The organism is Micromonospora sp. WMMD964 (assembly GCF_029581455.1).
GTDB lineage: Bacteria > Actinomycetota > Actinomycetes > Mycobacteriales > Micromonosporaceae > Micromonospora.
In genome coordinates, this window is record NZ_CP120860.1 from 1,094,769 (window position 1) to 1,106,688 (window position 11,920).

Consider the following 11,920-nt stretch of genomic DNA (forward strand, 5'->3'; position numbering starts at 1 on the left):
ACCGATGAGTGAGGAACCGCAGGGCGTCGACCCGTTGGCGCTGGAACAGCAGGTCTGCTTCGCCCTCTCGGTGGCCGCGCGCAGTGTGGTCGCGGTCTACCGGCCGCTGCTGGAACCGATGGGGCTCACCCATCCGCAGTACCTGGTCATGTTGGCGCTCTGGCAACACGCCCCGTTGTCCGGTCGCGACCTCAGTCGGCTGTTGCAGCTCGATCCGGGCACCCTGTCTCCCCTGCTCAAGCGCCTCGAAGCGGCCGGCTACCTGCGCCGGGAACGCGACCCCGGCGACGAGCGCAGCCTGGCCGTCACCCTGACCGCCAGCGGTGCGGCGCTACGCAGTCAGGCCGAGTTGATCCCGGCCGCGATCGTGCAGCGACTCGGGCTGCCCGTCGAGGACCTGCAACACCTGCACGCGGTGCTCACCCGGTTGATCGCGGCGGCCAACCGACCGACCGGCGGCGCTGCGGCCCAGGAGACCGGCTCGGGTCAGGCGTCGGCGTAGACGGCGAAACCGCGTTCCGCGCACCGCCGGTAGAACGCCGCCAGCACGCCCAACTCGGCGCAGGTGAAGTTCCACTGCGGCGGGTCGCCGCGCTCGTCGCGCAGCGCGTCGAGGCGGCTCTCCAGCCACCGCAACTGCTGCTCGGCCAGCCTGCCGTCGCCGAGCAGGGAACGCAGCACCGTGCTGACCGACTCGAAGGTGACCGCCTCGCCGTACGCGCGGTGCCCCGCCACGAACCTCTCGATCCCGCTGGCGATCCACGAGCAGCCGTCCGGATCGATCACCGGGTCCTCGTCCTCGGCGGCGGCGTCTGTGGCGTACAACACACCTTCCAGCCCCAGGAGCAGATCCACCAACTCGGTGTACGCGGTCGCCCGGATGGTGCCGGTCTTCGCGATCAGCTCGGCCAGGGCGGCCGTCGGCGCGGAGATCCGCGGCAGGTCGACGATCTCGCCGAAGTCGACGAACTCGGCCGGCGCCACCGGATCGTAGAAGCGGCCGGTCCGCGGCCAGTGCACCGCGACGTTGTCCAGCCCCATCTGTCACCTCTTAGAGAGCACGTGTCGGGTCGATCGGGTCGATCGTCCCGGTTCCAGCCCATAAAGATCAAGGGTGGGTTCCGGGGCGCCGCAAACGTACGGCACGGACGCCCGGGCCGCGACCCCCGACCCGCCCGGGCGCGGGTCAACCCGTCCGGCGGCGGCGCGTGCGATCCGAGCATGGCGTGTGGGGGGAGTCGCGGGCGACGGGGTTCTTCCGGCTACGGACTTCTCAGCCGCCTCTCCGAGGGTGCCGAGTGGTGGTTCTGTCCTCCGGGCACAGTAGGATTGACAGCGAGACGAAGACCCGGTGCGGGGGACGGGGGCCGGTGGCCCCAGGTTCATTCTCCACGTCGGGTCGAGCCGATCGCGATCCGCGGGCAACCGCGGCGACCGGCGCGTTCGACCCGTGGTCCGGAGGTCTCCGGCACCGGTCCGCGCGCCGACGTCGCGTCCTGTCCGCCGAACCCGCGCCCGCTGCGCCCAACCGGCGCGGCTGACGCGAGAAAGTGGCCGAGGGTGGCAGCGCAGGAAAAGCAGGAGTACGGCGCAGAGTCGATCACCGTTCTCGAAGGGCTGGAGGCGGTCCGCAAGCGGCCCGGTATGTACATCGGGTCCACCGGCGAGCGCGGTCTGCACCACCTCGTCTGGGAGGTCGTCGACAACGCGGTCGACGAGGCGCTCGCCGGATACTGCGACACCATCGACGTGGTGCTGCTGGCCGACGGTGGCGTCCGGGTCACCGACAACGGCCGTGGCTTCCCGGTCGACCTGCACCCGAAGCTCAAGAAGCCGGGTGTCGAGGTCGCGCTGACCGTGCTGCACGCGGGCGGCAAGTTCGACGGCAAGGCGTACGCCGTATCCGGCGGTCTGCACGGTGTCGGCGTCTCCGTGGTGAACGCGCTCTCCACGAAGATGGCTGTGGAGATCCACAAGTCCGGCTTCGTGTGGCGGCAGCAGTACCACAACTCCAAGCCGACTCCGCTGGAGAAGGGCGAGACCACCGACCGCACCGGCTCGGCGGTCTCCTTCTGGCCGGACGCGGACGTCTTCGAGACCGTCGACTTCGACTTCCAGACCATCTACCGGCGACTGCAGGAGATGGCCTTCCTCACCCGCGGCCTCACCATCCACCTGCTCGACGAGCGGGTCCCCGAGGGTGAGGACGGCAAGCCCCGCGAGGTCACCTTCCGCTACGACGGCGGCATCGCCGACTTCGTCCGGCACCTCAACGCCTCCAAGAACCCCATCCACAAGACGGTGGTGGAGTTCGGGGCCGAGGAGGAGGGCATGTCGCTTGAGATCGCGATGCAGTGGAACGAGTCGTACGGCGAGTCGGTCTACACCTTCGCGAACAACATCAACACGCACGAGGGCGGCACGCACGAGGAGGGCTTCCGGTCCGCGCTGACCAGCGTCGTCAACCGGTACGGCGCCGACAAGAAGCTGCTCAAGGGCGACGAGAAGCTCTCCGGTGAGGACATCCGCGAAGGGCTCGCGGCGATCATCTCGGTCAAGCTGACCAACCCGCAGTTCGAGGGCCAGACCAAGACCAAGCTCGGCAACACCCCGGTGAAGAGCTTCGTGCAGCGGGTCTGTAACGACCGGCTGGTCGACTGGTTCGACCGTAACCCGGCCGAAGCCAAGATGATCATCCAGAAGGCGTCCCAGGCCGCCCGGGCCCGGATCGCCGCCCAGCAGGCGCGCAAGCTGGCCCGGCGTAAGTCGCTGCTGGAGTCCGGCTCGATGCCCGGCAAGCTGGCCGACTGCCAGTCCACCGATCCGCGCGAGTCCGAGGTGTTCATCGTCGAGGGCGACTCGGCAGGCGGCTCGGCCAAGCAGGGTCGCGACCCGAGGACCCAGGCGATCCTGCCGATCCGGGGCAAGATCCTCAACGTGGAGAAGGCCCGGATCGACCGGGTCCTCAAGAACAACGAGGTCCAGGCGCTGATCACCGCGCTGGGCACCGGCATCCACGACGACTTCGACATCGAGAAGCTGCGGTACCACAAGATCGTGCTGATGGCCGACGCCGACGTCGACGGCCAGCACATCCAGACGCTGCTGCTCACCCTGCTGTTCCGCTTCATGCGTCCGCTGGTCGAGCTGGGGCACGTCTACCTGGCCGCCCCGCCGCTCTACAAGATCAAGTGGAACAAGAAGGGTGACGACGCGCAGTACGCGTACTCCGACCGGGAGCGGGACGGGCTGATCGCGCTGCGCCAGCAGAAGAAGGCCAACGCCAAGCCGGACGACATCCAGCGCTTCAAGGGCCTCGGCGAGATGAACTATCCCGAGCTGTGGGAAACCACGATGAACCCGGCGACGCGTACCCTGCGTCAGGTCACTCTCGACGACGCGGCGACCGCCGACGAGTTGTTCAGTGTGCTGATGGGTGAGGACGTCGAGGCGCGCCGGTCGTTCATCCAGCGCAACGCCAAGGACGTGCGATTCCTGGACATCTGACGGACCGCTGCGGATCGACCGGGCGCTGCCCGGTCGATCCGCCGGTCCACAGAGTTATCCACAGCATGGCCGGTATCCACAGCGGTTATCCACAGCACGAAAACGACACTGAGTCTGATAAGGGTATACAGTGACCGATTCTCCCGAGTCCACACCGAACGAGCCCGAGGTCCCCGCCGAGGCCATCGCCGCGGTGGTCGCGCACGACCGGATCGAACCGGTCGGGCTCGAGGTGGAGATGCAGCGCTCCTACCTCGACTACGCGATGAGCGTGATCGTCGGGCGTGCGCTGCCGGACGTCCGGGACGGCCTCAAGCCGGTCCACCGCAAGATCCTCTACGCCATGTTCGACTCCGGCTACCGCCCGGACCGCGGGTACGTGAAGTGCTCCCGCGTCGTCGGCGACGTGATGGGCCAGTTCCACCCGCACGGCGACTCGGCGATCTACGACGCGCTGGTCCGGATGGCGCAGCCCTGGTCGCTGCGTTACCCGCTGGTCGACGGCAACGGCAACTTCGGCTCGCCGGGTAACGACCCGGCTGCGGCGATGCGTTATTGTCTGACCGGTAATGTCCGCATCCGTACCGCTGACGGCAGTGTGCGGATCGCGGACGTGGTGGCGGACGCCGCGCCGTCCAGCGAGACCGACATCGATCTCAAGGTCCGCGACCGCAACGGCGACCTGGTCCGCGCCTCGAAGTTCTTCCACTCCGGCGAGCACCCGACGCTGCGGCTGCGTATCCGCGAAGGGTACGAGCTGACCGGCACCCACAACCACCCGGTGCTGTGCCTGGTGGACGTGGCCGGCGTGCCGACCCTGCTGTGGAAGCTGCTCGCCGAGATCTCCCCCGGCGACCGGGTGGTCCTCCAGCGCAGCGTGCCGGACGAGATCGGCTACCCGATGCTGGAGCACGTCGAGGCCGCCGTCCTCGCCGGTGCCTTCGTCAGCGAGGGCTGGGTGTCCGCCAACCGGGCCGGGTTCAACAACATCGACCGCGAGTTCTTCGTCCGCGTCCTCGCGGCCTACGACCTGGCCGTGGGCGGCCCGCGTTACATCAGCGAGCGGGTCATCGCCTCCGGGAGCACCCTGCACGAACTCGACGTGCAGGACCTCACCGCGCTCCGGTCGAGCCTCCTCGGTGAGCTGATGGGCGCACGGAGCGCCGCGAAGTTCGTTCCCGAGTTCGTCTGGCAGGGGCCGGCCGCCATCAAGCGGGCGTTCCTTCAGGCGCTGTTCGAGGGCGACGGCTCTTCCTCGCTACTGTCGCGCAACGCCATGCAGATCTCGTACTCGACGCGCAGCGAGCGGTTGGCGGCCGAGGTCCAGCAGTTGCTGCTGGAGTTCGGTGTGATCAGCCGGCAGACCCGCTACGACAGCGGCGAGATCAAGGTCGTGGTCACCAACCGCCGCGACGCCCGGATCTTCGCCGCGCACGTCGGTTTCCTCGGCCGCAAGCAGGCCAAGCTGGAGGCCGAGCTGGCCCAGGTGCCGGCTAGCAGCACCGCGCTCTCCAGCGACCACGTGCCGCTGGTCGGCGACTTCATCCGTGAGCACGGCGCGACGCGCTGGACCGAGCGGGACTGGCTCCGTCGGCACAACGTGGACCGGGTGGAGCGCTGGGAACGGGACCGCGACGAGATCGCCGCCCGGATCACCAACTCCGAGGTGCTCGACGTGGTCGAGCCGCTCGTTGACGGGCGCTTCTACTACGCCGAGGTGGCGCAGATCACCGATGCCGGCATCCAGCCGGTCTACAGCGTCCGGGTCGACACCGACGACCACTCGTTCGTCTCGGACGGGTTCGTCAGCCACAACACCGAGTGCAAGCTCGACCCGCTCGCCATGGAGATGCTGCGGGACATCGACGAGGACACCGTCGACCTGCAGGACAACTACGACGGCCGGGCCAAGGAGCCCACGATCCTGCCGTCGCGGATCCCGAACCTGCTGGTGAACGGCTCCGAGGGCATCGCGGTCGGCATGGCCACCAAGATCCCGCCGCACAACCTGCGCGAGATCGGCGCGGCCGTGCAGTGGTGCCTGGAGCACCCGGAGGAGGACGAGGAGACCACCCTCGAGGCGCTGCTCGGCATCGTCAAGGGCCCGGACTTCCCGACCCACGGCCTGATCGTCGGCACGACGGCGATCCAGGACGCGTACCGCACGGGTCGGGGGTCGATCCGGATGCGCGCCGTGGTGGAGGTCGAGGAGGACAAGCGGGGTCGGCCCTGCCTGGTCGTCAGCGAGCTGCCCTACCAGGTCAACCCGGACAACCTCGCCGAGCGGATCGCCGAGCTGATCAAGGAGGGCAAGCTCGCCGGCATCGCTGACATCCGTGACGAGTCCTCCGGGCGTACCGGTATGCGGATCGTGCTGGTGCTCAAGCGCGACGCGGTCGCCAAGGTCGTGCTGAACAACCTCTACAAGCACACCCAGCTCCAGGAGACGTTCGGCGCCAACATGCTGGCGCTTGTCGACGGGGTGCCGCGCACGCTCAACCTGGCCCAGTTCATCCGCTACTACGTCGAGCACCAGATCGACGTGATCCGCCGGCGGACGGCGTTCCGGCTCCGCAAGGCCGAGGAGCGGGCGCACATCCTGCGGGGTCTGTCCAAGGCGCTGGACGCCCTGGACGAGGTGATCGCGCTCATCCGGCGTTCCCCGACCGTGGAGGACGCGCGGCAGGGCCTGATCCGGCTGCTGGAGATCGATGAGATCCAGGCGACCGCGATCCTGGACATGCAGTTGCGTCGTCTCGCCGCGTTGGAGCGGCAGCGGATTCTCGACGACCTGGCCAAGCTCGAGCTCGAGATCGCCGACCTGAAGGACATCCTCGCCAAGCCCGAGCGGCAGCGGCGGATCGTCTCGGAGGAGTTGGGCGAGATCGTCGCCAAGTGGGGCGACGATCGGCGTACGCAGATCATCCCGTTCGACGGCGAGGTCTCGATGGAGGACCTCATCGCCCGCGAGGACGTGGTCGTGACGATCACCCGGACGGGGTACGCCAAGCGGACCAAGGTCGATCTCTACCGCTCCCAGCGGCGCGGCGGCAAGGGCGTCAGTGGCGCTACGCTGCGGCAGGACGACATCGTCAGCCACTTCTTCGTCTGCTCGACCCACGACTGGATCCTGTTCTTCACGAACAAGGGGCGGGTGTACCGGGCCAAGGCGTACGAGTTGCCGGAGGCCAGTAGGGTAGCCAAGGGCCAACACGTGGCCAACCTGCTCGCCTTCCAACCGGACGAGCAGATAGCGCAGATCATCGAGATCCCGAACTACCAGGTAGCCCCTTATCTGGTACTGGCCACGAAGAACGGCCTGGTGAAGAAGACGCGGCTCGAGGAGTTCGACTCCAACCGTTCCGGCGGCATCATCGCGATCAACCTGCGCGATGAGGACGAGCTGGTCGGTGCTGCGTTGGTTGCGCCGGAGAACGACCTGCTGCTGGTCTCCAAGAAGGCACAGGCGATCCGGTTCAACGCGTCGGACGAGGCGTTGCGGCCGATGGGCCGGGCCACCTCGGGCGTGATCGGCATGCGCTTCACGGACGACGACGTCCTGCTCGCCATGGAGGTCGTCCGAGAAGGTTTGGACGTTCTGGTGGCCACGAACGGGGGATATGCGAAGCGCACCCCGATCGAGGAATACCCGGTGCAGGGCCGGGGAGGTAAGGGCGTGTTGACTGCGAAGATCACCGAGCGGCGCGGTGGTCTGGTCGGCGCGGTGGTGATCGATCCGGACGACGAGCTGTTCGCGATCACCAGCAATGGTGGTGTCATTCGGACTCCGGTGAAGCCTGTACGCCGTACGCGTGACCGGAACACAATGGGGGTCAAGCTGATGGACCTCCCGGACGGCGTGACTATCGTGGCGATTGCTCGCAATGCCGACGAGCCTGACGAACAGGACTAGTTGAATGACGGAGACACAGGCGAAGTCGGGGAACACGGGGACCTCGGCCAACCCGGTCGACGAGGAGGCCGCCAAGGGCGGCACACCAGCGACCGGCCGCGCGGCCGTGGGCCGGGCGACGGTCCCCGCCGACGCGCCTGCCCCGAAATTCACGAGGGCTCCGGGCATGACACCCCCGCCGGAGCCGCCCGCTGAAGATGCCGGGTCGGCCGACAAGACCGAGACCGTCGGTGCCGACGCGCCGACGTCGTCGACCGCCGCCACCCCCTCGGGTTCGGCGACGGCGTCCTCCTCGGCGCGTCCGGCGACCACCCAGCCGATCACCGTGCGGCCCGGGCCGGCGGCGTCGACCGGGGCGACCGGCACTCAGCCGCGGATCACACCGGGCATGACATCGCCGCAGCCCGACACGGCCCGTACCGGCACCGCCGGACGCCCGGCCAGCGGCGGTGGACTGCCGCCGGGCATCGGCAACGCGTCCGCCGTCGGGGCGGCGCGTGTCGGTGACGCGGTACGCGCCGCGCGTACCTCGGTCAGCTCGGCCGCCTCCCGCGGACCCCGCCGGGCCCGGCTGAACCTGAAGCGGATCGACCCGTGGTCCGTGATGAAGTTCGCGTTCGCCGTCTCGGTGGTGCTCTTCATCGTCGTGGTGGTCGCCACGTCGGTGCTCTACCTGGCGTTGGACGCGATGGGTGTGTTCCAGAGCGTCAACGAGAGCCTGAGTGACCTGGTGAACGCCGGCGGTGGCCAGAGCACCAGCGGCTTCCAGATCACCGCCAAGGGCGTGATCCTCAGCTCGGCGCTGATCGGCCTGGTCAACGTGGTGTTGTTCACCGCGCTGGCCACGCTGGGAGCGTTCGTCTACAACGTCTGCGCCGACCTGGTCGGCGGGATCGAGCTGACCCTCGCCGAGCGGGACTGAGCGACCGGGACACCGGGGCACCGTGCAATGCGGTCGCTCCGGTGTCCCGTACTCAGGTAGGTTGTGCAGGCGTCGACGGCCTGGCTCGTCCGGCTGGACCCCGATTTGGGGCTGGCTGAGCGGATGGGTTAATCTTGCTCGTCGCAACGCGGGGCTATAGCTCAGTCGGTTAGAGCGCAGAGCTGATAACTCTGAGGTCGCTGGTTCGATTCCAGCTAGCCCCACCGCATGTCGTCCGACGGTCAGTCGAGCGCAAGGGGTCGCCCGCATGTTCAAGAAGCTGCTGATTCTGGCTGGCGTCGTCGGCGTGGCCGCCGTCGTGTTCAACAAGATCAAGGCCTCGAACGACGAGCGCGCCCTGTGGCACGAGGCGACCACCGCGCCCGACCTGCGCTGACGTTCGGCCTACGGGCGTTCCGACGCCCACACGGGGCCCTAGCTCAACTGGCAGAGCACTGCCTTTGCAAGGCAGGGGTTAGGGGTTCGAGTCCCCTGGGCTCCACCAGCACTTTCCCCGGTTGATCACCGCAAGCCGCTTCTTGGCCTGCCGTGCCCGCAGCGCCTCCGACACACGGACAGCGGCAGTGGACGGCTCGACCGGTGTGTCTTCGGCGGCACGAACGCCTACCCCTGGTCAGTGGGCTGGGGTCTGCCGCACGAGCAGTGATCAAGCCGTACTGAACTCCCCCCGGCTCAGCTGGGTCCGGACAAGAAGGCGCGAACAGTGTCGGCGAACTGTGTTCGGGCGTCGTGATGCACCACGTGACCGGCGGGCAGCTCGGCAAGGCGGGCGTGGCCGGCGCGACGAGCGACCATTTCGCGAGCGTGGTCGGCCGCCAGTTCATCGCTACGCGTTCCACGAATCAGGAGAGTCGGGCAGGTCACCGAAGCCCAGTCCTGCCAGTGGTCACCGCTGAGTGCCTTCTGGGACGCCACCGTGTCATCGATGTCGAATGAGAAGCCCCAGCCGTCGTCGAACTGACGGAAGGAACATGCCAGGTAGGGTGCCGCCGCGCCCAGGGCCGCGGCCAGCGCGTCACGGGATGGCGCGTGACGGGGGAGGCTGGTCGTGAACGACCAATCAACGTCTACGACCGCGCCGGCATCCTCGACGATGAGCGCGGTGACCTGGTCGGGGTACCGCCCGGCGTACTGGTAGGCGTTCACTCCGCCGAGCGAGTGGCCCAGCACCGCCGCAGGTCCGACGTCCACATGCTGGTGGAACGCGGCGACATCGGATATGTAGTCGCCACGCTCGTAGCTCTCGGCACGGTCCGACGCCCCGTGCCCGCGCTGGTCGAGCGCGATCACCCGCCAGCGGGGTGCCAACGCCTCGGCCAGCGGTGCGAACGCCGACGCCTCGTTGTAGTGCCCGTGCAGAGCCAGGAGCGGGGTGCCCGTTCCACCGAAGTCCAGATAGGAGAGCTTTCGACCCTCAACCGCGAAGAAACCACGCATGACCTGGGATGCTAGACCCTTCGTTGTCGGCGGTAGGGCAGCGCTGAGCGGTCGGTCGCCGTGCCCGATGCTAGGGGCGATGGCGGTTGACGGCGGATCGAGCCGGGGTACGGACGAGGGCTCGGTCAGGCGGGGGTGAGCAGGCAGAACTCGTTGCCTTCGGGGTCGGCGAGGACCTTCCACGGGATGTCGTCCTCGCCCAGGTCGACCACGGTGGCGCCGAGGGCACTCAGCCTGGTCGCCTCGGCTTCCAGGTCGTCCCCGGGGTACGGGCGGACGTCGAGGTGGACGCGGTTCCACACGGTCTTCACGTCGGGTGTCCGGATGAACTCCAGGTATGGTCCGATGCCCTTGGCGGAGCGCAGCACCGCCTGGCGGTCGGTGACCTCGTGCACGGTCCAGTCCGTGGCCTGTCCCCAGAAGCGGGCCATCGCACGCGGATCGGCGCAGTCGACGACGATCGCGGCGATCGGCCCGGTGTCCCGGTAGACCGGTCGGGGTTCCAACACGCAGAACTCGTTGCCCTCCGGGTCGGCCAGGACCGTCCAGGGAACGTCGCCCTGGCCCACGTCGGCTGGTGTCGCGCCGAGGTCGATCAGCCGGGCGACCACCTGCTGCTGATGGTCGGCCGAGGTGGTGGCGAGGTCGACGTGCACCCGGTTCTTCACCGTCTTGGGTTCCGGGGAGACGACGAGGTCGATGCAGACGGCGACGGGGTCGGGATAGACGAAGCCCTCGGGTTCGAGGTTGGTCACGCCGGGTGCTTCGCTGGAAACTCCCCAGCTCAGCGCCTTCGCCCAGAAGCCGCCGAGCGCGGAGTCGTCCTGAGCCTTCATGTTGATCTGCACGAGCCGGGTCGCCATGCCGACATGCTAGGGCCCGTTCCGCATCGACGGTACCGACCAACGCCCCGGTGGGGTTTCACGTTTACCTGGACCGGGGGCGGGGATCCGCGGCCGTGCGTATTGACGTGGACGAACCGGATTCGGTCGAACAGTTCTGGGATGGGATGCGGGAGGCGGCCGCTGCCGCCACCCGGCACCAGGACGACGACCTGTACGAGGCGATCGTCAAGATCGGCAGGGCCGCCCTGGCGCAGGGTGTCGAACTGGTGCCGTCGAGCGGGTTCTTTCTCCTGTGTCCAGTGTGCAGTGCCCTGTCGGGGCAACGCTGCATCAACGTTCCTGGTCATCCGCTGGACGACAGCAGACTTCACCGTGAGCGGATCGACCTGGCTGAGAAGGCGATGAGAGGGGAAGTGCCGCTCCCCGATCCGCTTCGATAATGACCTGTCGCGTCGTGCGTGCCACTTGTCATGCTCCACCGATGGATGAGCAGCCAACCCCCGTCACCGTGCACATCTACTGTCGGGTCGAGGTGCTCGTCACCGATCCGGCGGCGGTCACCGGTCACGCGATCGCCGACCTGCGGGCGGCCGACATCGACTGGTCCGCGGAGGAGGACGGTCTGGAAACGGCCGTCGAGGAACTTCGGTCGGACCTCGTGACCTCGTTGGCGGGTGTGGTGGACATCAGCCGGCTCGGCGAGGGCACTCCAGGGGTGGAGTTCCGGGGCGGTCTGTGCTGGGCCGAGCAGGGGCCCGCGCGGGACCCGTTCCGGGTCGATGGGCGGTGACGATACGACTTGTGGTCAGGGGCGCGAGCGCCACCAGCGGGTGAACCGTTGCAGACGGGCACCGGCCCAGAGCCAGAAGAGTGAGGCCGTCAGTCCGGTGGCTCCCATGGCGACGATCACGCTGCGGGGCATCTCCGTGTTGACCGGCTCCGGCATGCATCTCTCCGGCGTGTAGTCGACCGTCAGTCGCTGGTGCGGCGCTGGAAGCCGGCCGTCGGGAAACGAGTGCGCGTAGATGCCGCAGACGGTCGGCCCGTCGGCTGTGTCGACGCGTACCTGCACGTAGGGGCCGTAAGCGTTCTGGGCCGGTTCCGCCGCGACCACTGTCGCCGGCATCAGTACGCCGGCCGGTGGAGGCGGCTCACGGTCGTCGGTGATGCCCATCAGGATCAGCAGACCGCACGGCAGCAGCAGCGCCAACGGGAGGGACGGCCACACCTTCGGACGAGTCCCGTTGTCCAGGAACGGCGGCATTGCGTCAGGCT

11 protein-coding genes and 2 tRNA genes are annotated in these 11,920 nt (G+C 68.2%); 9 read left to right on the forward strand and 4 right to left on the reverse strand.

Features of this window, described 5'->3' with window-relative positions; translation table 11 throughout:
- Positions 1-4 precede the first annotated feature (4 nt).
- Positions 5-502, forward strand: coding sequence for a MarR family transcriptional regulator (locus O7616_RS05170; protein ID WP_282305817.1), 498 nt, complete (start codon positions 5-7; stop codon positions 500-502).
- On the opposite strand, the gene O7616_RS05175 is transcribed toward O7616_RS05170, so the two are convergent.
- Complete coding sequence (locus O7616_RS05175; protein ID WP_269681771.1) at positions 487-1,041, reverse strand: hypothetical protein; 555 nt, start codon at positions 1,039-1,041, stop codon at positions 487-489. The two genes, O7616_RS05170 and O7616_RS05175, sit on opposite strands and share 16 nt — an antisense overlap.
- Before the next feature lie 519 nt (positions 1,042-1,560).
- On the opposite strand from O7616_RS05175, the gene gyrB reads away from it, so the two are divergent.
- From gyrB to O7616_RS05205, 6 genes are all read left to right on the forward strand, one after another.
- Positions 1,561-3,507 (forward strand): DNA topoisomerase (ATP-hydrolyzing) subunit B, encoded by a 1,947-nt coding sequence (gyrB, locus tag O7616_RS05180; protein ID WP_282305818.1) that lies wholly within the window; start codon positions 1,561-1,563, stop codon positions 3,505-3,507.
- Positions 3,508-3,637: 130 nt separating this feature from the next.
- Positions 3,638-7,420, forward strand: a complete 3,783-nt coding sequence (gyrA, locus tag O7616_RS05185; RefSeq protein WP_282305819.1) for an intein-containing DNA gyrase subunit A — start codon at positions 3,638-3,640, stop codon at positions 7,418-7,420.
- Between the two features lie 4 nt (positions 7,421-7,424).
- A complete protein-coding gene (locus O7616_RS05190; protein ID WP_282305820.1) occupies positions 7,425-8,342 on the forward strand; it encodes a DUF3566 domain-containing protein in 918 nt (305 codons plus the stop codon).
- A 150-nt stretch (positions 8,343-8,492) separates the two neighbouring features.
- Positions 8,493-8,566 (forward strand) — tRNA-Ile (locus O7616_RS05195).
- Between the two features lie 44 nt (positions 8,567-8,610).
- The gene (locus O7616_RS05200; RefSeq protein WP_209444550.1) at positions 8,611-8,739 is read left to right on the forward strand and encodes a DLW-39 family protein; all 129 of its coding nucleotides are present in this window, start codon (positions 8,611-8,613) and stop codon (positions 8,737-8,739) included.
- A 32-nt stretch (positions 8,740-8,771) separates the two neighbouring features.
- Positions 8,772-8,847, forward strand: a tRNA-Ala gene (locus O7616_RS05205).
- A 188-nt stretch (positions 8,848-9,035) separates the two neighbouring features.
- Here the strand turns inward: O7616_RS05205 and O7616_RS05210 are convergent.
- Both O7616_RS05210 and O7616_RS05215 read right to left on the reverse strand, forming a co-directional pair.
- Positions 9,036-9,800 carry an alpha/beta hydrolase gene (locus O7616_RS05210; protein WP_282305822.1) on the reverse strand — a complete coding sequence of 255 codons (765 nt, stop codon included), beginning with the start codon at positions 9,798-9,800 and terminating at the stop codon, positions 9,036-9,038.
- Positions 9,801-9,925: 125 nt separating this feature from the next.
- Complete coding sequence (locus tag O7616_RS05215; RefSeq protein ID WP_282305824.1) at positions 9,926-10,663, reverse strand: VOC family protein; 738 nt, start codon at positions 10,661-10,663, stop codon at positions 9,926-9,928.
- Positions 10,664-10,758: 95 nt separating this feature from the next.
- On the opposite strand from O7616_RS05215, the gene O7616_RS05220 reads away from it, so the two are divergent.
- Both O7616_RS05220 and O7616_RS05225 read left to right on the forward strand, forming a co-directional pair.
- Complete coding sequence (locus tag O7616_RS05220; protein WP_282305825.1) at positions 10,759-11,085, forward strand: hypothetical protein; 327 nt, start codon at positions 10,759-10,761, stop codon at positions 11,083-11,085.
- Between the two features lie 41 nt (positions 11,086-11,126).
- The gene (locus tag O7616_RS05225) at positions 11,127-11,435 is read left to right on the forward strand and encodes a hypothetical protein (protein ID WP_282305826.1); all 309 of its coding nucleotides are present in this window, start codon (positions 11,127-11,129) and stop codon (positions 11,433-11,435) included.
- Positions 11,436-11,450: 15 nt separating this feature from the next.
- Here O7616_RS05225 and O7616_RS05230 read toward each other — a convergent pair whose 3' ends face one another.
- Positions 11,451-11,909: a hypothetical protein gene (locus O7616_RS05230; RefSeq protein WP_282305827.1), complete on the reverse strand. Its 459-nt coding sequence runs from the start codon at positions 11,907-11,909 to the stop codon at positions 11,451-11,453.
- Positions 11,910-11,920 lie beyond the last annotated feature (11 nt).

What these genes read in the sequence shown, in the direction of transcription:
- O7616_RS05170 (WP_282305817.1), top strand. Translation starts at nt 5, where the DNA reads ATGAGTGAGGAACCGCAGGGCGTCGACCCGTTGGCGCTGGAACAGCAG.
- O7616_RS05175 (WP_269681771.1), bottom strand. Translation starts at nt 1,041, where the DNA reads ATGGGGCTGGACAACGTCGCGGTGCACTGGCCGCGGACCGGCCGCTTC.
- O7616_RS05190 (WP_282305820.1), top strand. Translation starts at nt 7,425, where the DNA reads ATGACGGAGACACAGGCGAAGTCGGGGAACACGGGGACCTCGGCCAAC.
- O7616_RS05200 (WP_209444550.1), top strand. Translation starts at nt 8,611, where the DNA reads ATGTTCAAGAAGCTGCTGATTCTGGCTGGCGTCGTCGGCGTGGCCGCC.
- O7616_RS05210 (WP_282305822.1), bottom strand. Translation starts at nt 9,800, where the DNA reads ATGCGTGGTTTCTTCGCGGTTGAGGGTCGAAAGCTCTCCTATCTGGAC.
- O7616_RS05215 (WP_282305824.1), bottom strand. Translation starts at nt 10,663, where the DNA reads ATGGCGACCCGGCTCGTGCAGATCAACATGAAGGCTCAGGACGACTCC.
- O7616_RS05225 (WP_282305826.1), top strand. Translation starts at nt 11,127, where the DNA reads ATGGATGAGCAGCCAACCCCCGTCACCGTGCACATCTACTGTCGGGTC.
- O7616_RS05230 (WP_282305827.1), bottom strand. Translation starts at nt 11,909, where the DNA reads ATGCCGCCGTTCCTGGACAACGGGACTCGTCCGAAGGTGTGGCCGTCC.